Below are 21,353 nucleotides of genomic sequence, written 5' to 3' on the forward strand. Positions count from 1 at the left end.
TGAGGCAATGTGATGAGTGATAATAATGAGCTGGGCATTCTCGCCCGCCGCAAAATTGAAGCAGAAATTATTAAGCCGATTTATGACATCCTGGTGCGCGAGATCGGCAAGGCGCGCGCGCAGGCGGTGATTGGCGAAGCTATCGAGAACGCCGCGATCGAGGCGGGAAAAGCGTTTGCCAGCAAAGAGCCCAACGGCGCGGACATCCGCAGCTTTGTCGCCCTGCAGTACCTGTGGGAAAAAGACAACGCCCTGGAGGTCAAAGTACTGGACGCCGACGACCAGCAGTACAACTACAACGTCAACCGCTGCCGCTACGCCGAGATGTATCACGAAATGGGGCTGGGTGAGATTGGTCATCTGCTCTCGTGCGCCCGCGATGACAAATTTATCGTCGGCTACGCGCCGGACGTCGAGCTGACCCGCACCACCACCATCATGCAGGGCGGGTCGTGCTGCGACTTCCGCTATCGCGTAAAAAAGGACAAACCATGATCACCGTCAATAGCGAACGCCTGTGGTCGACGCTTAACGAGATGGCCCTCCTCGGCGCAACGCCGGCGGGCGGCGTGACCCGACTGGCGCTGAGCGCAGAAGACCGGCAGGCGCGTAATCTGCTGCGCGAGTGGGCGCGGGAAGCCGGTTTTCGCTGCGACGTGGATAGCATGGGTAACATGTTTATCCGCCGGGCGGGTCGCAATCCGTCGCTGGCGCCGGTTTTAACCGGTTCGCACGTCGATTCGCAGCCCCTTGGCGGCCGCTATGACGGGATTTATGGCGTGCTGGCCGGGCTGGAGGCGCTGCGCAGCCTCAACGACCAGGGCGTAGAAACCGAGCGCGATATCGTGCTGGTGAACTGGACCAACGAAGAAGGGGCGCGTTTTGCGCCAGCGATGCTCGCCTCCGGCGTCTGGTCCGGGCAATTCAGCGAAGACTGGGCTCTCGCCCGTGAAGATCGCGACGGCATCAGCGTCGGCGCGGCGCTGGAGGCTATCGGCTACCGCGGCGCACGTCCGGCGCAGGCCTTTCCGCTCCACGCCTGCTACGAAGTCCACATTGAACAGGGGCCGATTCTGGAAGAAGAAGGGGTTGATATCGGGCTGGTGCATGCGGCCATGGGCCAGCGCTGGTTCACTATCATGCTGGAAGGCTTCGCGGCCCACGCCGGGACCACGCCGATGGGCAGCCGTCGCGATGCGCTGACCGCTTTCGCCAGGCTGGCGCTGGCGGTAGAACAGATTGGCATTGCCCATCAACCGGACGGCCGGGCCACCGTTGGCATGGTGCAGGTGACGCCGGGGTCGCGCAACGTGGTGCCGGGGCGTGTCGAATGCAGCGTCGAATTCCGCCATCCGCAAAGCAGCGCCCTCGAGGCGATGGAGCAGGCGTTGCATCGCGCCGCGGCCGAACTGGCCGGGCGCGGCGTCCCGGCCGAAGTTGAGCGGATATTTGACTACGCCCCGATCGCTTTCGACGCGCAGTGTCTGGCGCGCAGCGAACAGGCCGTCCGGGCGCTCGGCTACAGCGCCAGGCGGATGGTTTCCGGCGCCGGGCATGATACCTGCTATATCAGCAAAGTCGCGCCCGCCAGTATGATCTTTATCCCCTGCGAGAAAGGGATTAGTCATAATGAAGCGGAGAATATTCACCCCGACTGGGCCGCAAAAGGGGCGAACGTCCTGCTGCACAGCGTTTTGCAGGCCGCCAGAGAGCCGTAATCCCGCGCGCCTGACAAACAAAATGGCCCGCAGTGGCAACACGACGGGCCATTTCTGGGATATGACCTAGTGTTTTTTACGGTTGCGGCGCATATCGATAGTGACCGCCGCCACAATAATAATGCCCTTAATAATATCCTGGACGTAAGCATCGACGCCGACGAAGGTGAAACCGCTTTTGATCAGGCCCAGAATCATCGCGCCGATCAGCGTACCGGTGATGCGCCCCACCCCGCCCATCAGGCTACTGCCGCCGATAACCGCGGCAGCGATAGCATCCAGCTCATAAGACATCCCCATGCTGGACTGCCCGCTGCTGACGCGCGCCGCCAGCACCACCCCGGCAAGACCAGAAAGGGCGCCGGCGATGGTATAGACGATCACCAGATACTTATTCACGTTGATGCCGGACACTTTGGCCGAGGTCATATTGCCGCCGATGGCGTAGACATATTTCCCGTAGCGGGTATGTTTGAGCGCCACGTGGAACAGGGCGGCGATGACGAAGAAAATGATCACCGGCATCGCCCCCTGACCAATAGAGGTAAAACTATCCGACAGGAAACTGATTGGATTGCCCTGGGTGTAATACTGCGCCAGGCCGCGTGCCGAGACCATCATCCCGAGGGTGGCGATAAACGGCGGGATCCCGGTACGGGTGACCAGAAAACCGTTGGTTAATCCGCAGATCAGCCCTACGCCAATCCCGGCGAAAATCGGGATCACCGCCGGCAGGTTAACCAGCGACGGAAACATCGGCGACAGGCTATCGGAGGTTTGCGCCAGACTGGCCGCCACCACTGCCGCCAGGGCGATCACCGAGCCAGACGAAAGGTCGATCCCGGTGGTGATAATGACCTGGGTGACGCCAACGGCGATAATCCCGATAATGGCGACCTGCAGAACAATCAGCACCAGCCGGTTGGTATTCAGCAGGAAAGACTGGTCGCGGACGTACCAGCCGGCAATTTCAAACGTCAGGGCGATCGCCAGCATAACGATAAATATACCGGTATCTTTCGGTAGCTTATGTCGCAAACTATCCAGGAAAGAAGGTCGCTCATTTGCAGATGCTGCAGTCAATTTCATATTGCTCATTCTCTACGCCTCAATGGGATGCCAACGACAAAATGGTTTCCTGATCGGCCTCGTCTTTATCGAGGATGCCGGTAATACGTCCTTCGTGCATGACCATCACCCGGTCGCTCATGCCAAGAATTTCCGGCAGTTCGGAAGAGACCATAATCACCGCGACGCCGCGGTTCGCCAGTTCGCTAATCAGGTGATAAATTTCCGCTTTCGCTCCCACGTCGATGCCGCGGGTCGGTTCATCGAGAATTAATATTTTCGGCTGGGCTAACAGCCAGCGGGCAATCAACACCTTTTGCTGGTTACCGCCGCTCAGGTTATTAATAATCTGATCCATGGTCGGCGTTTTAATATTCAGGCGCCGGATCTGCTCCATGCAGTCTTCCGCCATCTTCATATGTTTGACGAACCCGCTTTTGCCAATATATTCCGGCATATTGACGATGCTCATGTTCTCCATCACCGACAGCACCAGGAACAGCCCGGACTTTTTGCGATCCTCCGTCAGCAGCGCCATCCCTTTTTCAATCGCTACCGAGGGCGAGTCGATGGTGACCGGTAGGCCATCAATCAGCACTTCACCGCTGTCGAAATGCGCCATGCCAAACAGAGTTTCCATCACTTCGCTGCGCCCGGCCCCGACTAATCCAGCCACGCCGAGAATCTCCCCTCGCCGGACGCTGAAACTGACGTCTTCGAAATGGCCTTTCCGCGACAGATTGCGCACCGTCAGGACTTCCTCCCCGATGGTGTTATTAAATTTAGGGAATAGCTGGGTGAGTTCGCGGCCCACCATCTGGGTAATTAACGACTGACAGGTAAACTCTGTCGTCTGTTTACTCCCCACCCAGGCGCCGTCGCGGAAAACGCTGATTTCATCGGTGATGGTGAAAATCTCATCCATCTTGTGGCTGATGTAGATAATGGCTTTGCCCTGCTCGCGTAAATCGCGAATGATGGTGAACAGGTGCGCCACCTCCCCTTCGGTCAACGCCGAGGTGGGCTCATCCATAATCACAATATCCGCGTTCCACGATACCGCTTTGGCAATTTCCACCATCTGCTGGGCGGCGATGCTCAGATCGCCCACCAGCCGGTCGGCGGAGAGACGGATATTCAGTTTATTGAGCAGCGTCTGGGTCTGACGGGTAAGCTGACGATGATCGACAAAGCCAAACTTCATTGGCTCGCGGCCCAGCCAGATATTCTCCGCGACCGTCATGTGCGGCACCAGATTCAGTTCCTGGTGGATCATCGAGATCCCCGAGCGCAGCGCGTCCATAGTGTCCTGAAACTGTACCGGTTGGCCCTTCACCCGAATGGCACCTTTATCGGGACGATAAATCCCGATCAGGCACTTCATTAGCGTCGATTTGCCGGCGCCATTTTCCCCCATCAGGGCGTGCACCGTTCCCGGGCGCACGCGTAATGAGACGTTATCGAGCGCCTTCACGCCGGGAAAGAACTTGCTGATACCTTCGGCTTCAAGTGCAAAAGCGTTCATAGATCAACCTCCGTACCGCGGGTCCTGGAATGATTATTTTTGATTACGACTGATAAACTCAGACATATTCTCTTTGGTAATCAGCTGGAAAGGGACATCGATGACTTTTGCTACTGTTTCACCGTTGGCCAGTTTGATGGCGGCGTCAACCGCCCCGACTCCCTGACCTTTGGCATCCTGGAAAACGGTGGCGATCATCTTGCCGTTTTTGAGCATCTGCAGGGCATCCGGCGTGCCATCGACACCGGCAATCAGAATATGATTTGGGTTGCTGCCCAGCGCCTGCAGGGCACCAATAGCCATTTCATCGTTGTTGGACGCAATCGCCTGGATATCTTCACCGCTGGTCATCCAGTTGCTCACCACGTCAACGGCGTCGTTACGCATAAACTTCGCGGTCTGCTTCTGGACGATTTTAATATCCGGATACTTCGCCACGACTTCTTCAACGCCTTTAGTTCGGTCGCGGGTGGATTCATTCGCCAGATCGCCCAGCAGAATCGCCACGTTACCCTTGCCGTTCATCGCTTTCGCCAGCGCTTCCATCTGCAGGCGTCCCGCGAGCACGGAGTCTGAGCCCACAAAGGCCATTTTGTCCGTCAGTGGAACCTGTGGCCGGCGGTTAACAAACACCAACGGGATGCCGGCTTTGCTGGCCTGATCGATAATCGGTTTCACCGCATCGGTATCAACCGGGGCGACAATAATGGCATCGACGCCCTGACCGATGAAGTTCTGAACCTGTTGTAGCTGTTGCGATACATCCCCCTTGGCATCTTCCACCTGCGATTTCACACCGTCTTTTTGCATCTCTTTCTGCATGGCGGTACGCAGAATGGTCAGGAAGTTATCATCGAACAGCGCCATGGAAACCCCGATGGAAATATCTTTTGCCATGACCGCAGCGGGTAACATACAGACTAACAAAGAGGCAATAATCGTTTTCTTGATGTTCATAGTTGATCCTTAAGGGTCAGTGATATGCCAGTTCATTGCGATAAAATGAAAAATTCGTTTCGTTAAGCGGCGGTCTGTCACCGGTCGTCTCCACCGCCAGCAGCGACGCAGCCACGCGGATTAAAACGGCTGAATTCAATTGATTTGTAATGAATTATCAAAACAGCAGTTCATTAATCATGCATTTTATCGCCAGTCACATTTCAGTTGTTTTATTTCATTAACAACACATATGAAACTTTTATAATTAAATAACTGAAATGAAAATTTTAAAACCACTCGATAACAGAACTTTGACAGATCTCTAACATTGCTGCATAAACGAGCGAAAAATGAGAGGCCACCGACAGTTTGCGCACAAGCCAACGGCCTGGCACTGGCATTGTGGGCGAAGCGATTACCCATAGTTATAAAGAGGATATTTGAAACATTAGTCCCGTTATTACGGGTAATGAGAGCAGGGTGCAGGGGTTAGCGCGGAGACGCTGACGATGAAGAACACCGCCCGCAGGGGATGTTCTTCATCGGTAAGCGATAAGCAGAGAGTTGAGGATATTCTACGGGGTGATTTTCAATTCCAGCTCATAGCCGCTGGTTTTTCCCTCATCGCGCGCTGCCCCCATCTGGTAAACACGCACCGTATACTTTCCGCCGGTTGCCAGACGTTGCTCAAAGGCACCTTCGGTCATCGAACCGTTAAAAATCGTCTCGTTTGCCGGGTTGATAACGTTGAAACAGGGATGAGGCCATTTGCTTTTCATACTGACGTGCATCATCTGCCCCTCCTTCGCCACCAGCGTATAGTCTTTCACATCGGCACCGCTGACCGCGTTTTTGATGGTCGCCCCATCGGTTCCTTTAGCGAAGTGAACCGGTAGCGTATTGATTTTATAATTTGCCATTGACCAGAGCGGTGTGAATAAACAACCTGCGCAGATCAAACCACCAACAATTAACTTTAAATTTTTCATTTAATTAACACCTTCTGTTTTAATACAGGGTGTTATATCACATCAGGTATGCGGACAATATTCCCGGGAAACCGGTTGCCACTATTTTCCTCTGATGCTTTGACTCTCTGCCTCGCGGTGGAGTAAATCAGCATAAATCGCGCTTAATATCCCGCCCGGACGAAACTGTTTTTTGATCCACTGGGTCACCTGCCCGGTGGCCGCATGCTGGGTTGCCAGCAGCATCCCCGAATCCTGACGCGGGTTATGAATCTGGCGGATAATCAGCCTGTTTTCCGCCATCGCCTCATTGACCATATAGTCCGGCAAAAAGCCGATTCCTTCACCGAGGATCTGGCACTGGCATTTGGTATTAAAGTCCGGGACCAGAATCGCCTCCTGACCATGTAAAAGCCAGCCCACTTTCTTATTGATGGTGCTGGCGGTGTCCTCGACCATAATATTGGGATAGAGGCGCAGCTGGCTTTCCGATATTGGCTCCGGGATAAAGGCCAGCGGATGATCCGGGGCAATAGCAAACACCCAACGGATAGCGCCAATTTCGGTGTAATCAATGCCGCCGCCGTCAAGCAGCGTATCCGGCGCGCCAATCGCAATATTGGCCTGGTTGTTGATTATCGCATCCCAGACGCCGTTATACACCTGCGTCGTCACGGTAATCTGGCAGGTTGGAAACTGTTTTTTGAGCACCTGCAGCAGGCGTGCGGTATGTCGCGGGGTATACAGCAGCTGATTAATGCAGATGCGTACCCGCGCTTCAATCCCCTGGGAGATGGTATCGATGCTGCGCTTAATGGCGTGGAAATCATTGAGCAAATCGGTGGCCTTGCGAAAAAGATAGTAGCCGGACTCGGTCAACTCAATACTGCGGGTATTGCGGGTAAACAGCACCACGTCCAGCCCCGTCTCCATGCGCTTAATGGTGTAGCTGATGGCCGATGTCGTCAGCCCCAGCTCATCCGCGGCCTTACTAAAGCTGCCGAATCGCGCCGCCGTGGTAAACGCCAGCAGATTTTCTTCAGTAAAAATTGAGTTCATGCGCCCGCGCCCTGTCTCATTAACCCACCCTCCATTCGGCCCTGCCGTTGAATGTATGCGCCGTTGCGATCGTCAGGCAATCATTTTTGAATAACTTTTAACACCCTACGGACTATTTTCCGCCACGCGCGCAATGGAGATCCTCTGCCGGCACAGGACTCAGGGCTGGCTTTTAGAGGTCGCTTCACTCAGCTTACGCCCGCTATATTCCGAAATCAGTCCGACGCAGTTACCGGCGAAAAAGCCCACCAGGGTCACTGACCAGTTCAGCCCGGAGGCAAAAAATAAGGTCATCCCGAGGAAGCCGCCGGGGATAAAAGAAGTGAGCGCAAACCGTCCCTGCCAGACAATCACCGCGGAGAAGGGTACCGTGGTCACCACGCTCGCCCAGAAGTTCGACATCCCGCTGCCCGATGCGATCCCCGCCGCCGCCTGCGCGGCGAGAAACGCCCAGACCGCGCCAGAATAGTTAACAAACAGGCTCTTGATGAACCCTTCTTTACCGCCGCCTGCGGCATAAAAACTGCAAAAGGCGACGAAGCCAATCGTTCCGAGCAGACCCCAGCTCGGATCAAGCCCAACCAGCGAGGAGATCAGCTGCCAGACCCCGGCACAAATGCCGACAGTAACCCCCGTTGCGGTGAGTCCGTTCATCTCTCCCTCCTCATCATCTTAGCCGTTGCTGAATATTGATTTCGTCAGGCAACTGTATACAAAGAAACCCCGCCTGTACTGAGGACTATCGCGGCAAAGAAACAAACATTGCACTACCGCACAGCCTGTATCGACTGTTAAAAATTATTCAACAATCAGGGCGTTTATGGCGAATAAATTTTAACCGGGTTCTTTTATCTATTTTTCATTGCTATTCTCAATTCAGCCCCAAAATCACCGTGGCAAACTATCAGGAGAAAATAATGTCCAGGGAAAATCTGAACGCTGAATTTCTATTCGCTGCAGAACACGGCCATTTAACAGAATTAAAATCCTGCCTCGCTCAGGGCGTTGATATTAACGTCAGCGATCGCCAGGGGCGAACGGCAATTACATTAGCCAGCTTATTTCAGCATTATTCCTGCGTGACCCAGCTTATCGCCGCGGGCGCCGATATCAATAAGCAGGATCAGACCTGCTTAAATCCTTTTCTGTTGAGCTGTCTGAATAACGATCTGACGTTATTACGCTTAATTTTGCCGGCGAATCCCGATCTTAATCGCCTGACCCGTTTTGGCGGCGTGGGCCTGACTCCCGCCTGTGAAAAAGGCCACCTCAGGATCGTGGAAGCGCTGCTGACGGATAGCGAAATAAACGTCAACCACACCAATTTTGTGGGCTGGACGCCGCTGCTGGAAGCCATCGTCCTGAATGACGGCGGGGCGACGCAGCAGGCTATCGTTAAGCTGCTGCTGGCCCACGGCGCGAACCCGCAGATGACCGATAAATATGGCAGAACCCCGCTGGAGCTGGCGCGGGAGAAAGGCTTTGAGGAGATTGCGCAGCTGCTGATCGCCGCTGGCGCCTGATACAGGAGAGCGACTATCGATACCCCTCAACGGCGGTGTGTGCAAGCGCTAACTGCGGATGAGAGTTTTCTCTCTGAGCGCGGCAGCGGACGGGTTGAACAGGTCTTTTCCCGGGCGGTAAACCTGTTGATTCCCGGACAGCAGCGTCTGCTAACGCTGCTGTGCCAGGGCTACGATAATGCGCCCAATAGCTGTCGGTTAGCGTTCACACACTTAGATGACCTGTTTCGACCGGGTGAGACGGTGCGGTTTCTGGATTCAGGAGTCGCAATTGGCGATGACAAATGGATAGCAACCTCATCCTGCGGCCGCTGGCAGATGGCGAAACCCGCGCTGGATGGCGACCGTTTGCAACGCATTCCCTGGCAGCGATGGAGTCAGGCTATCCATCAGCAGCTACATGCGCATGAAACGTTATTTCTCTACCGCGGCGATAATCCGTTTTATCAGGAAATCGCCAGGCAATTACAACACCGACGCGCCGCGCTATTCGCCGCGCTAAAACAAGGACGCAATATTACCGAGGCGGTGGCCCGCATGGTGGGGCTGGGTATCGGTCTGACGCCGTCGGCAGATGATTATCTGGTGGGCCTCAGTATTATTTTATTTATTCATCATCACCCGGCGGAAAAATATAAACCCGCGTTTTTATCGGCGCTGCAATGTGCCAGAAAAAATACCACCTTATTGAGCGCGATGACCTTAGAGGCCGCCATCAATCAGCGCTATCGGGAAAATATTGCGGCACTGATTGATGGCCTGATGAATAACCCGGACCGTTTTCCCGGACGGACGATTAACGCTATTAAAAATATTGGCTCGAGTTCCGGCTGCGACATGCTGTATGGCATCGCGGATGCCTGCGCGCTGAGTCAAATATATGGAGGGAATGATGTCAGTCAAAATAGTGGTTAAAAAGAATACGTATTTTGATTCTGTTTCGTTGATGTCGATATCCACTCGCGCCAATCAACTCGACGGCGTTGAGCAGGCGTTTGTGGCGATGGCCACCGAAATGAACAAAGGGGTGCTGAAAAATCTGGGCCTGCTGACGCCGGAACTCAGCGAGGCCAAAAACGGCGATCTGATGATAGTGATTAAAGGCGTCGAGGGGGCCGACGGCGGGCAGCTCCTCGCGGACATTGAAGCTCTGTTCAACCATAAAGCCGCAGGCGGCGCGTACGAAGCCCGCTACGCCATCCTCACCAGCGCCAAAAAGCATCTGACGGACAGCAATCTGGCGGTGATCTCGGTCAACGGGCTGTTTGCCGCCCGCGAAGCGCGTCAGGCGCTGCAAAACGATCTCAACGTGATGCTGTTTTCCGATAACGTCTCCCTCGATGACGAGCTGGCGCTTAAACAGCTGGCTCAGCAAAAAGGGCTGCTGATGATGGGGCCGGACTGCGGTACCGCCATCATTAACGGTACCGCTCTGTGTTTTGCTAACGCGGTACGGCGCGGCAATATCGGTATCATCGGCGCCTCCGGCACCGGGAGCCAGGAGCTGAGCGTACGGATTCATGAATTCGGCGGCGGGATCTCACAGCTTATCGGCACCGGCGGTCGCGACCTGAGCGAGAAAATCGGCGGTCTGATGATGCTGGAGGCCATCCGAATGCTGGAAGAGGATCCGCAAACGGAAATCATCGCTCTGATATCCAAACCCCCTGCTCCGGCGGTGGCGCGTAACGTGCTGGCGCGCGCGCGCGCCTGCCGCAAGCCGGTAGTCGCCTGTTTCCTCGGGCGCGCTGAACCGCCGGCGGATGAAAGCGGCCTGCAGTATGCCCGAGGGACTCTGGAAGCCGCGCGAAAAGCGCTGCTCCTCGCGGGCATCAAGCCGGAAAATCGCGATCTGCCGCCGCGCAACCCGGCACCGATCGCCGACGCTCGCGCCCGCCTGACGCCGCAGCAAAAATACCTGCGCGGCCTGTTCTGCGGCGGAACCCTGTGCGACGAAACCCTGTTCGCGGTACTGGAACAGCATGCCGGGGTCTACAGTAATATCCAGCCCGATCCGGCCTTCCGTCTGCAGGACATCAACCGCAGTATCAAGCATACCCTTCTCGATTTTGGCGATGACGATTTTACCAACGGCAGGCCCCACCCGATGATCGACCCCACTCACCGCATCCAGCGCCTGCTGCAGGAAGCCCGCGATCCGGAAGTGGCGGCGATCGTGATGGATTTTGTCCTCGGATTCGGATCCCATCACGATCCGGTGGGCGTCACGATCGCCGCGATCGGCGAGGCGCAAGCCATTGCCGCCGCCGACGGGCGTCATCTGCCGATCCTCGGCTATGTGCTGGGAACCGACATCGACACGCCATCGCTGGAGCAACAGCGCCAGATGCTGCGCGACGCGGGCGTAATTCTGGCAAACAGCAGTACCGAGACCGGCCTGCTGGCGCGCGAATTAATCCGTAAAGGGGAGAATACCTGATGAGCCAGTCACTATTTAGCCAGCCGCTGAACGTTATTAATGTCGGCATCGCCCTGTTCAGCGAAGACCTGAAAAAGCAGCATACCGCGGTGACCCAGCTCGACTGGACGCCTCCTGGCCAGGGCAATATGCAGGTGGTCAACGCCGTGGACAGCATTGCCGACTCGCCGCTGGCAGAGAAAATCGCCGCCGCTAACCAACGGGCGCTGGAGCGCATTGTCCAGTCGCACCCGGTGCTGACGGGCTTTGATCAGGCGATTAACGTCGTGCCCGGTATGACGGCAAAAACCATTCTCCATGCCGGGCCGCCGGTGAGCTGGGAAAAAATGTGCGGGGCGATGAAGGGCGCGGTCACCGGGGCGCTGGTGTTTGAAGGGTTGGCGCAGGATCTTGACGAAGCCGCCGCACTGGCCGCTTCCGGCGAGATCACCTTCTCACCGTGCCACGAACACGACTGCGTCGGTTCGATGGCGGGCGTCACCTCCGCCTCGATGTTCATGCACATTGTCGAGAATAAAACCTACGGCAACATCGCGTTTACCAACATGAGCGAACAGATGGCGAAGATCCTGCGCATGGGGGCCAACGACCAGAGCGTGATCGACAGGCTGATCTGGATGCGCGACGTCCAGGGGCCGATGCTGCGTGACGCCATGAAAATTATCGGCGAAATCGATCTGCGCTTAATGCTGGCGCAGGCTCTGCATATGGGCGACGAGTGCCACAACCGCAATAACGCCGGCACCACCCTGCTGATTCAGGCGTTGACGCCGGGCATCATCCAGGCCGGCTATCCGGTTGAACAGCAGCGCGAAGTGTTTGAATTCGTCGCCAGCAGCGACTACTTCTCCGGCCCGACGTGGATGGCGATGTGCAAAGCGGCGATGGACGCCGCCCACGGCATTGAATACAGCACCGTGGTCACCACCATGGCGCGCAACGGCGTTGAGTTCGGCCTGCGGGTCAGCGGCCTGCCGGGAGAGTGGTTCACCGGCCCGGCGCAGCAGGTTATCGGCCCGATGTTTGCCGGCTATCAGCCGGAGGATTCCGGTCTTGATATCGGCGACAGCGCGATTACCGAAACCTACGGCATCGGCGGTTTCGCCATGGCGACGGCGCCGGCTATCGTTGCCCTGGTCGGCGGCACGGTTGAAGAGGCTATTGATTTCTCCCGCCAGATGGGGGAAATCACCCTCGGTGAAAATCCGAACGTCACCATTCCGCTGCTCGGATTTATGGGTGTGCCGACCGCTATCGATATTACCCGCGTCGGCAGCAGCGGCATCCTGCCGGTGATCAACACCGCGATCGCGCACAAAGACGCGGGCATCGGCATGATCGGCGCCGGGATTGTCCATCCGCCCTTCGCCTGTTTTGAAAAAGCGATTCTCCGCTGGTGTGAACGATACGCCGTGTCACCCAGCCGATAACCCGGATAAAGCGTCAGCAGCCGTCCGGGATTTTTCCCCGGTCGCGCTGCGCTTACCGGAGCCATAGCGATAACAACAATAAGACCATCGCCCTCTGTAGCGGATACCAACACTATGAAAGAACTCGTGGTCGTTGCCATTGGCGGCAACAGCATCATCAAAGATAACGCCAGCCAGTCGATTGAACATCAGTCTGAGGCGGTTAAGGTCGTGGCGGACACGGTGCTGGAGATGCTGGCATCGGACTACCATATCGTCCTGACTCACGGTAACGGCCCGCAGGTCGGGCTGGATTTACGCCGCGCGGAAATCGCCCATGAGCATGAAGGCCTGCCGTTGACGCCGCTGGCCAACTGCGTTGCCGACACCCAGGGCGGCATCGGCTATCTGATTCAGCAGGCGTTAAATAACCGCCTGGCCCATCGCGGCGAGCAAAAAGCGGTGACCGTGGTCACTCAGGTCGAGGTGGATAACAACGATCCCGGCTTTGCCAATCCCAGCAAACCGATCGGCGCCTTCTTCAGCGCCGCCCAGCGGGATGAGCTACAGCGGGCTCACCCGGACTGGCGCTTTGTCGAAGATGCCGGGCGCGGCTACCGCCGGGTCGTCGCCTCGCCGGAACCAAAACGTATCGTCGAAGCGCAGGCCATACAAGCGTTGACCCGACAAGGGTTCGTGGTGATTGGCGCCGGCGGCGGCGGTATCCCGGTTGTCCGCGACGCGCAGGGGGATTATCAAAGCGTGGACGCGGTCATTGATAAAGACCTGTCAACCGCCCTGCTGGCCCGCGAGATCCATGCCGACATCCTGGTCATCACCACCGGCGTTGAGCAGGTCTGTATCCATTTCGCTCAACCCAACCAACGGGCGCTGGGCACGGTCAACGCCCGCGACATGACCCGCTATATGCAGGAAGGCCATTTCCCGGCGGGAAGCATGCTGCCCAAAATTGTCGCCAGCCTTGCGTTTTTAAAACACGGCGGCAAACGGGTGATTATTACCTCGCCGGAGTGCTTACCCGCCGCGCTGCGCGGGGAGACCGGTACCCATATTGTGTACGACTGAGACAAAAGGAAGAAACATGAATAAAGACCATAGCCGTCGCGAATTTCTCAGCCAAAGTGGAAAAATGGTCACTGCCGCCGCCCTGCTGGCCGCCGCGGCGCCGGCCGTCTATGCCGGCAGCAGTAATACGCCCGTCACCGCCTGCGGGCCGAAAGGGATGATGAACCCTGAGGATAAGCATTACTATCTCGATAACGTCCTGCTGGAAAGCGGCTTTGAGTATCAACATGACGTGGTCGTACACACCCGTACCGAGCTGCAAACGTTGGAGATCGGCGCCGGTAAGATCATCGCCGTGCGCAGTAATAAAAGCCATCCTGACGCCACCCTTCCCCACTACGATGCCGGTGGCAAGCTGATGCTCCCGGCGATGCGCGATATGCACATTCATCTGGATAAAACCTTTTACGGCGGCCCGTGGCGTTCGCTGAACCGCCCGGCAGGCACCACCATTCAGGATATGATTAAGCTTGAGCAGAAGCTGCTGCCGGAACTGCAGCCCTACACCCAGCAGCACGCCGAAAAGCTGATCGATCTGATCCAGTCGAAAGGGTCGACGATCGCCCGCAGCCACTGCAATATCGAGCCGACCTCCGGATTGAAGAATCTCGAAAACCTGCAGGCGGTGCTGGCGCGTCGCCAGGCAGGCTTCGCCTGTGAAATCGTCGCCTTCCCGCAGCACGGTTTACTGCTGTCAAAATCAGAACCGCTGGTACGCGAAGCGATGCAGGCCGGCGCGCACTACGTCGGCGGGCTCGATCCTACTCACGTCGATGGGGCGATGGAAAAATCCCTCGATACGATGTTCCAGATAGCCGTGGATTATCACAAAGGGGTCGATATCCACCTGCATGAAACCAGCCCGGCGGGCGTTGCGGCGCTGAACTACATGGTGGAAACCGTGGAGAAAACCCCGGAGCTCAAAGGCAAACTGACCATCAGCCACGCTTTTGCGCTGGCAACGCTGGACGAACGGCAGGTTGACGCCATCGCCAGCCGCATGGCGGCCCAGCAGATTACCATCGCCTCCACCGTGCCGATTGGCACCTTACATATGCCGCTGCAGCAGCTGCGCGATAAAGGGGTGTTTGTGATGACCGGGACCGACAGCGTGATTGACCACTGGTCGCCGTATGGCCTCGGCGACATGCTGGAGAAAGCCAATCTCTATGCCCAGCTCTATATTCGCCCGAACGAACAGACGCTCTCCCGCTCGCTGGCGATCGCCACCGGCGACGTGCTGCCGCTGAATGATAAAGGCGAGCGGGTGTGGCCGAAAGCGCAGGACGACGCCAGCTTTGTGCTGGTTGACGCCTCCTGTTCCGCCGAAGCGGTGGCGCGCATTTCTCCCCGCACCGCCACGTTCCATAACGGCCAGATGGTCTGGGGTAGAGTGGGCGCGTAATCTCCGACGCCTGCTGCCGCGCGTTTTATTGCCAAAAAGGATGATTAACATGAAGAAATACCGCTTGCTGGCTGCCCTGACCCTCTGCATGGCAGGCAGCGCCGCTGCCGCCGGACTGACGGTGCCGACGCTCTCTCTTGAGCAGGCCAACAGGCTCGCCGACGCGGCCATTGCCGCCTGCCAGGCCAGAGGCTACCCCGTGAGCGTCACCGTGGTTGACCGTTCCGGCGTGACCCTCGCCTCCCAGCGCATGGATAATGCTGGTCCGCATACCGTGCAAGCCAGCTTCCGGAAAGCCTGGACCGCGTTATCCACGAAAACCGCCAGCGGCAAAGTGATGGAGAGCGCGCAGAAAAATCCCGGAGCGCAGCATATGTCGGATATCCCAGGTTTCCTGCTGCTGGCCGGCGGCCTGCCGGTTAAGGTCGACAGCAAGGTGATTGGCGCTATCGGTATCGGCGGCGCCCCCGGCGGCCAGCTCGATGAGAGCTGCGCCCAGGAAGCGCTCGATAAGACGCGGTGATTCACACTCCCCCGGTCGCGCTGCGCTTCCCGGGGGCTACCGACCCGGCGCCATCCGGAGATCGTCCATACGGCGCGTAAGGATAAAAAAGCCCCCTGGCTCTGACGAGCAAGGGGGCTTTGTTTTCACAGAGACCTATTTCTGCGGACGCATTGCCGGGAACAGAATAACGTCGCGGATGGTGTGGCTGTTGGTGAACAGCATCACCATACGGTCGATACCGATACCCAGGCCCGCCGTCGGCGGCAGGCCATATTCCAGCGCCGTCACGTAGTCTTCGTCGTAGAACATCGCTTCATCGTCACCGGCCGCTTTCGCGTTGACCTGCTCCTGGAAGCGCTGGGCCTGATCTTCGGCGTCGTTCAGTTCGCTGAAGCCGTTGCCGATTTCACGACCGCCAATGAAGAACTCAAAGCGGTCGGTAATCTCCGGATTCACGTCATTGCGGCGCGCCAGCGGTGAAACCTCGGCCGGATACTCGGTGATAAAGGTCGGCTGAATCAGATGCGCTTCCGCCACTTCGTCAAAGATTTCAGTGACGATGCGGCCCAGACCCCAGCTCTTCTCAACGTTAATGCCGATGGACTCAGCGATGGCTTGCGCCGCATCGAAGTTATCCAGATCCGCCATCTCGGTTTGCGGACGGTATTTCTTGATAGCTTCGCGCATAGTCAGTTTTTCAAACGGCTTACCGAAGTCAAAAATCTGGTCGCCATACGGCACCTGTGTTGTACCCAGCACGGTTTGCGCCAGGGTGCGGAATAGCGCTTCAGTCAGCGCGATCAGATCCTTATAGTCCGCATACGCCATGTAGAGCTCCATCATGGTGAACTCGGGGTTATGACGGACGGAGATCCCTTCGTTACGGAAGTTGCGGTTGATCTCGAACACGCGTTCGAAGCCGCCCACCACCAGGCGTTTCAGGTACAGTTCCGGCGCGATACGCAGGTACATGTCCAGATCCAGCGCGTTGTGATGGGTGATGAACGGACGGGCAGACGCGCCGCCGGGGATCACCTGCATCATCGGGGTTTCCACTTCCATAAAGCCGCGGGCCACCATGAACTGACGCATCGTGGCAAGGATCTGCGAGCGAACTTTAAAGGTGTGGCGCGATTCGTCGTTGGCGATCAGATCCAGATAGCGCTGGCGATAGCGAACTTCCTGATCCTGCAGGCCGTGGAATTTGTCCGGCAGCGGGCGCAGGGCTTTGGTCAGCAGGCGCAGTTCGCTGCAGTGGATAGACAGCTCGCCGGTTTGGGTTTTGAACAGCTTACCGCGCGCGGCAATGATGTCGCCGAGGTCCCATTTTTTGAACTGCTCGTTGTAGACGCCTTCCGGCAGATCGTCGCGCGCAACGTACAGCTGAATACGGCCGCCGACGTCCTGCAAGGTGACGAAAGAGGCTTTCCCCATGATGCGTCGGGTCATCATGCGGCCAGCCACAGAGACGTCAACATTCAAGGAGGTGAGCGTTTCGTTATCCTTGTCATCGAATTCGCTGTGCAACTGGTCAGAAGTATGGTCACGGCGAAAATCATTCGGGAACGGGATACCCTGCTCGCGGAGCGCAGCCAGCTTTTCACGACGGCTTTTCAGTTCATTATTAAGGTCAATTGCCTCATCGGCACTTTGTGCTTGTTGTTCAGACATGTTGGTTCCTCATAACCCTGCTTACAAACTTGCTTCGATAAATTGACCAGGCCAGCTATCCAGCGCGGCCTGGCGAGTGCGGGTCCCGACACCAGTGCGCAGTCGGTCTCCGGCATCACCGCCAAAAATCGCACGATAGAATATTAACTAACCTGGCCTCACTTCAGGCTGATCTCACTCAGCACCAGGAAAACTAAAGTTTTTTCATTCGCTGGCTCGCCATATCGCCAGAATATCCTCCTCCTGACAGCTAAACGATGCAAGGAGCAGACTTACGCCAGCTCCGGGAAATTCCCCGGTCGCGCAGCGCTGACCGGGACGACGGGTTCGAACCGGCCCGGATAAGGCGCTACGCGCCGCCTCCGGGAAGATCGCCGGTGGCAGTACGGCGTTTACCCACGCAACAGGCCGCCCCGAAAGTCAAAATGACCATCACCGCCACACAGCCCAGCGTCCACTCGCCCATTTGTGAAAAGAAGTGCTGATAGGCGCTGATTGCCGTTTCGCCGATCTGAGATTCGATGGTTTCCTGCGCCACCAGCCCCGCCAGCCAGTTGGCGACCGCGCCGGTCGCCAGCATGTAGATCCCGGTCAGCACGCCGGTCACCGCCGGCATATTCAGACGGGTAATCTGCGCCATTGCCACCGGGTCGATAAACAGCTCGGCAAAGCCCATTAGCGCCAGACCGCCGACCATCAGCCCCATCGAGGCCTGACCATCGACGGCGCCGCGACGGGCATTGAGGGCCAACAGCATAAATCCGCAGCCCATCAGCAGCAGACCAAAGGCAAATTTCAGCCAGACGTGAACCACGGAACGGGTGTTGCCTTCCGGGCGCAGCAGCCAGGCGAGAACCACGCCTGCCGCCATCACGGCAATGGCATTCACCGACTGAAACAGCGCGGTCGGCACGGCGATATTGAACAGCTGGCGGTTCACAAAGCGATCGATAAACAGGCTGATCGAACTCCCGCCCTGCTGCGCCAGCACCCAGAACAGCGTACCGGCCAGCATCAGCAGGACGATTTGCCACAGCGCGCGCCGGTGCTGCGGGGAAGAGATCATCATTCGCGCGACCATTTGCGCGGCAAACACGCAGACGATAGCCAGCAGATAGCCAGACCAGTTATTTTCCAGCAACAACGTGAAGAACACCGGCGCCACGCCCAGCATCACCACCAGCCAGCCCCAGGTGGGCAGTACAAACTTCACCGTCCGCAGCGCCCGCTGGTCGACGCCGCGGGTGTGGCTGAAATGGCGATGACCGCTTAGGAAGATCAGCAGCCCGATAAACATGCCGATACCCGCCAGCGCAAAGCCAATGTGCCAGCCATACCACTGCGCCGCCAGGCCGCAGGCGATAGGCGCGGCGATCGAACCGACGTTGCCCGCCGCGTAAAGCAGCGAAAAGCCGCCGTCGCGACGGGGATCGTCGCTGGCATACAGTTCGCCGAGCAGGCAGCTGATGTTGGATTTGAACAGACCGTAGCCGCAAATAATGATCGCCAGCGCGAGGTACAAACTCCAGGTGGCATCGGATTCAACGCCCAGCACTACGTGGCCGAGGGTCATCAACAGCGCGCCGGCAATCACCGCCGTGCGATTGCCAAGCAGGCGGTCGGCAAGCCAGCCGCCGAGAATAGGGGTAACGTAAACCAGAGAAGCGTAAGCGCTGAACAGACTGATGGCGTGGCTGTCATCAAAACCGAGCTGATGGGTGAGATAGAGAATGAGTAAGGCACGCATGCCGTAAAAGCTGAAATATTCCCAGATTTGGATCGCGACGATGTAATAGATCGCGCGCGGCTGTGAGGGTGTTTTCATGAGGTCTCCTTGCAGCGTGAAAAAGGGAAGTGGCAAGCCACTTCCCTGGAGCTTCAATTACTTGTTGTTTTCTTCTTTCAGCACCTTGACGGTGTAACGACCATCGGCCTGACGATATGCCCCGTGGATATCGGTTTCGAAGCCCGGGTAATGGGCGCCGATTTCGCACAGCATCTGCAGGAACTCCAGTACCGGACGGCTCTCTTCGGTGATCATTTCACCCGGCATCACCAGCGGAACTCCCGGAGGATACGGCAGGATCATGTTGGCGTTGACGCGGCCCACCATCTCTTCGAGATACACCTCTTCGGTTTGCCCGTGCAGCTCTTTCTGGAAGGCAACGTACGGCGTCACCATCATGGTCGGCAGCACTTCGAATGCGCGGAACATCAGATCCGGCAGGTTGTGATGCTCAATCAGTTTGTGAATGTTCTGCGCCAGTTCCTGAACGCGCATGTTTTCATAGAATTCAGGATCTTCACGGTACAGCGACGGCAGCATGTTTTTCACGCGCAGGTTCAGGTCGAAAGCGCGTTTAAAGTCGGTCAACGCGCGCAGCAGGCTCAGCGCTTTGGTTTTGTCGATACCGATGCTGAACAGGAACAGCAGGTTGTACGGGCCGGTTTTCTCGACCACGATGCCGTGTTCGTCGAGGTATTTCGCCACGATGCTGGCCGGAATACCGAACTCATCCATGGTACCGTCTTTCTTCATCCCCGGGGTCAGCAGAGTGACTTTGATCGGATCGAGGTACATGTGTTCGTTATCGATGTTTTTGAAACCGTGCCATGCGCTGTCGGAGCGCAGCGGCCAGCATTCCGGGCCATCGATATGTTCCGGCTGCCAGACATCGAAGAACCAGCCTTCCGATTCACCTTTCAGGCGTTTGATCTCTTTACGGAACTTAATAGAACGTTCAATTGAGCCATCAATCAGACGCTTACCGGCGTTGCCTTTCATCATCGCCGCGGCGGTTTCGGTGGAAGCCACCACGCCGTAGTGCGGAGAGGTGGTGGTATGCATCATGTAGGCTTCGTTAAAGGTCTCTTCGTTGACATCCCCTTTTACGTGGATCATCGAAGCCTGGGAGAATGCCGCCAGCAGTTTGTGCGTGGACTGGGTTTCGTAAATCACCTTCCCTTCCACACGGCCGCCGCTCATCCCGCATTTACCGGCATAGATTGGCGAGAAGTTGGTGTAAGGCACCCAGGCGGAGTCAAAGTGGATGGATTTCACATCCAGCGTTTTCTTGATGAAATCGGTGTTATACAGCAGACCATCATAGGTGGAGTTGGTGATAACCGCGTGTACCGGCCAGGTCGCATTCGGCGTCTCTTTGACCCGTTTGGCGATGGTCGCCCGCTGGAATTCACTCTGCGGAATGCCGCCGAGGATCCCGTAGGCGTTACGGGTTGGGCGGAAGTAAATCGGCGTAATATCGCTCATCATCATCAGATGGGTCAGCGATTTGTGGCAGTTACGGTCGATCAGCACGGTGCTGCCGGCCGGGGCGGAATACATGCCGACGATTTTGTTGGCCGTCGAGGTACCGTTGGTCACCATGTAGCTGCGTTCAGCATTGAAGACGCGGGCGATGTACTCTTCCGCTTCTTTGTGCGGGCCGCTGTGGTCAAGCAGAGAACCCAGTTCAGAAACCGAAATCGAGATATCTGATTTCATGGTGTTGGAACCAAAGAAATCATAGAAGATGCTGCCGACCGGGCTTTTCTGGAAGGCGGTACCGCCCATATGGCCCGGGGTGCAGAAGGTGTATTTGCCTTCGCGTACGTATTTGAACAGCGCTTTGGTCAGCGGCGGCAGAATGGTGTCGATGTACTCATCGGTGTTCTGTTTGATTTTATCGGCGATATCATCGGCGGCCCCCAGCGCATATTCGAAGAAACGGACCTGCATCCGCAGATCGTTGAGGCTCACATCCAGCGTGGAGTAGGTGTTAGCGAAGGCGTACAGCGGCATATATTCGTTCAGTTTGCTGATTTCTTCGCACAGTTCGAGATTGTATTTATCCCAGTCGAAGATCACCCCGCACAGACGAGCGTTGTTTTCGATAAGTTTCAGTAAATCTTCGCGGTCGTTCGGATAGACAATACGGAAGTCCAGGCGTTCAAGGGCGCGATGCAGTTCACGGATAGGCTCTTCTTTAAAGTAGACGCCCATGTGATTCATGATTGCGATAACGTTCATAGTCGAA

At 56.9% G+C, this 21,353-nt stretch carries 18 protein-coding genes; 9 read left to right on the forward strand and 9 right to left on the reverse strand.

Going from position 1 to position 21,353, the window contains the following annotated elements; all coding sequences use genetic code 11:
- Positions 1-12 precede the first annotated feature (12 nt).
- Together ACI2JR_RS06465 and ACI2JR_RS06470 are read left to right on the forward strand one after the other, a co-directional pair.
- Positions 13-495 carry an L-2-amino-thiazoline-4-carboxylic acid hydrolase gene (locus tag ACI2JR_RS06465; protein WP_132728661.1) on the forward strand — a complete coding sequence of 161 codons (483 nt, stop codon included), beginning with the start codon at positions 13-15 and terminating at the stop codon, positions 493-495.
- Positions 492-1,718: a Zn-dependent hydrolase gene (locus ACI2JR_RS06470; protein WP_462478143.1), complete on the forward strand. Its 1,227-nt coding sequence runs from the start codon at positions 492-494 to the stop codon at positions 1,716-1,718. The genes ACI2JR_RS06465 and ACI2JR_RS06470 overlap by 4 nt, the downstream gene beginning before the upstream one ends.
- A gap of 66 nt (positions 1,719-1,784) precedes the next feature.
- Here ACI2JR_RS06470 and ACI2JR_RS06475 read toward each other — a convergent pair whose 3' ends face one another.
- The 6 genes from ACI2JR_RS06475 to ACI2JR_RS06500 all read right to left on the reverse strand — a co-directional run bounded on the left by ACI2JR_RS06475 (position 1,785) and on the right by ACI2JR_RS06500 (position 7,931).
- Positions 1,785-2,807, reverse strand: a complete 1,023-nt coding sequence (locus ACI2JR_RS06475) for an ABC transporter permease (RefSeq protein ID WP_207896633.1) — start codon at positions 2,805-2,807, stop codon at positions 1,785-1,787.
- A gap of 19 nt (positions 2,808-2,826) precedes the next feature.
- Positions 2,827-4,311 carry a sugar ABC transporter ATP-binding protein gene (locus ACI2JR_RS06480; RefSeq protein ID WP_462478144.1) on the reverse strand — a complete coding sequence of 495 codons (1,485 nt, stop codon included), beginning with the start codon at positions 4,309-4,311 and terminating at the stop codon, positions 2,827-2,829.
- A gap of 33 nt (positions 4,312-4,344) precedes the next feature.
- Positions 4,345-5,268 carry a sugar ABC transporter substrate-binding protein gene (locus tag ACI2JR_RS06485; RefSeq protein ID WP_132728655.1) on the reverse strand — a complete coding sequence of 308 codons (924 nt, stop codon included), beginning with the start codon at positions 5,266-5,268 and terminating at the stop codon, positions 4,345-4,347.
- Between the two features lie 557 nt (positions 5,269-5,825).
- The gene (locus ACI2JR_RS06490; protein ID WP_462478145.1) at positions 5,826-6,239 is read right to left on the reverse strand and encodes a DNA breaking-rejoining protein; all 414 of its coding nucleotides are present in this window, start codon (positions 6,237-6,239) and stop codon (positions 5,826-5,828) included.
- Positions 6,240-6,320: 81 nt separating this feature from the next.
- A complete protein-coding gene (locus ACI2JR_RS06495; protein WP_132728652.1) occupies positions 6,321-7,277 on the reverse strand; it encodes a LysR substrate-binding domain-containing protein in 957 nt (318 codons plus the stop codon).
- A 159-nt stretch (positions 7,278-7,436) separates the two neighbouring features.
- Entirely contained in the window at positions 7,437-7,931 is a 495-nt protein-coding gene (locus tag ACI2JR_RS06500) for a DUF1097 domain-containing protein (protein WP_132728650.1), read from the reverse strand.
- Between the two features lie 263 nt (positions 7,932-8,194).
- Between ACI2JR_RS06500 and ACI2JR_RS06505 the strand changes: the two genes are divergently transcribed.
- From ACI2JR_RS06505 to ACI2JR_RS06535, 7 genes are all read left to right on the forward strand, one after another.
- Positions 8,195-8,800 (forward strand): ankyrin repeat domain-containing protein, encoded by a 606-nt coding sequence (locus ACI2JR_RS06505; protein ID WP_132728648.1) that lies wholly within the window; start codon positions 8,195-8,197, stop codon positions 8,798-8,800.
- A 39-nt stretch (positions 8,801-8,839) separates the two neighbouring features.
- Positions 8,840-9,715, forward strand: a complete 876-nt coding sequence (locus ACI2JR_RS06510; RefSeq protein WP_132728647.1) for an oxamate carbamoyltransferase subunit AllH family protein — start codon at positions 8,840-8,842, stop codon at positions 9,713-9,715.
- On the forward strand, positions 9,693-11,240 hold the full coding sequence (gene fdrA, locus ACI2JR_RS06515) for an acyl-CoA synthetase FdrA (RefSeq protein ID WP_462478189.1): 1,548 nt from the start codon (positions 9,693-9,695) through the stop codon (positions 11,238-11,240). Before ACI2JR_RS06510 ends, fdrA begins: the two co-directional genes overlap by 23 nt.
- Complete coding sequence (locus ACI2JR_RS06520) at positions 11,240-12,670, forward strand: DUF1116 domain-containing protein (protein WP_462478146.1); 1,431 nt, start codon at positions 11,240-11,242, stop codon at positions 12,668-12,670. Before fdrA ends, ACI2JR_RS06520 begins: the two co-directional genes overlap by 1 nt.
- Positions 12,671-12,784: 114 nt before the next feature.
- Positions 12,785-13,735, forward strand: coding sequence for a carbamate kinase family protein (locus tag ACI2JR_RS06525; protein ID WP_462478147.1), 951 nt, complete (start codon positions 12,785-12,787; stop codon positions 13,733-13,735).
- A 16-nt stretch (positions 13,736-13,751) separates the two neighbouring features.
- Positions 13,752-15,140, forward strand: coding sequence for an amidohydrolase family protein (locus tag ACI2JR_RS06530; RefSeq protein WP_462478148.1), 1,389 nt, complete (start codon positions 13,752-13,754; stop codon positions 15,138-15,140).
- Between the two features lie 49 nt (positions 15,141-15,189).
- Positions 15,190-15,663 (forward strand): GlcG/HbpS family heme-binding protein, encoded by a 474-nt coding sequence (locus tag ACI2JR_RS06535; RefSeq protein ID WP_132728640.1) that lies wholly within the window; start codon positions 15,190-15,192, stop codon positions 15,661-15,663.
- Between the two features lie 135 nt (positions 15,664-15,798).
- On the opposite strand, the gene lysS is transcribed toward ACI2JR_RS06535, so the two are convergent.
- The 3 genes from lysS to cadA form a co-directional block, all read right to left on the reverse strand.
- On the reverse strand, positions 15,799-17,316 hold the full coding sequence (lysS, locus tag ACI2JR_RS06540) for a lysine--tRNA ligase (RefSeq protein WP_132728638.1): 1,518 nt from the start codon (positions 17,314-17,316) through the stop codon (positions 15,799-15,801).
- Between the two features lie 349 nt (positions 17,317-17,665).
- Positions 17,666-19,141, reverse strand: coding sequence for a dipeptide permease DtpD (gene dtpD / locus ACI2JR_RS06545; RefSeq protein WP_462478149.1), 1,476 nt, complete (start codon positions 19,139-19,141; stop codon positions 17,666-17,668).
- A 57-nt stretch (positions 19,142-19,198) separates the two neighbouring features.
- Positions 19,199-21,346, reverse strand: a complete 2,148-nt coding sequence (gene cadA / locus ACI2JR_RS06550) for a lysine decarboxylase CadA (RefSeq protein ID WP_132728634.1) — start codon at positions 21,344-21,346, stop codon at positions 19,199-19,201.
- Between the last annotated feature and the right edge of the window lie 7 nt (positions 21,347-21,353).

Source organism: Klebsiella sp. NPDC088457 (assembly GCF_044900465.1).
GTDB lineage: Bacteria > Pseudomonadota > Gammaproteobacteria > Enterobacterales > Enterobacteriaceae > Klebsiella.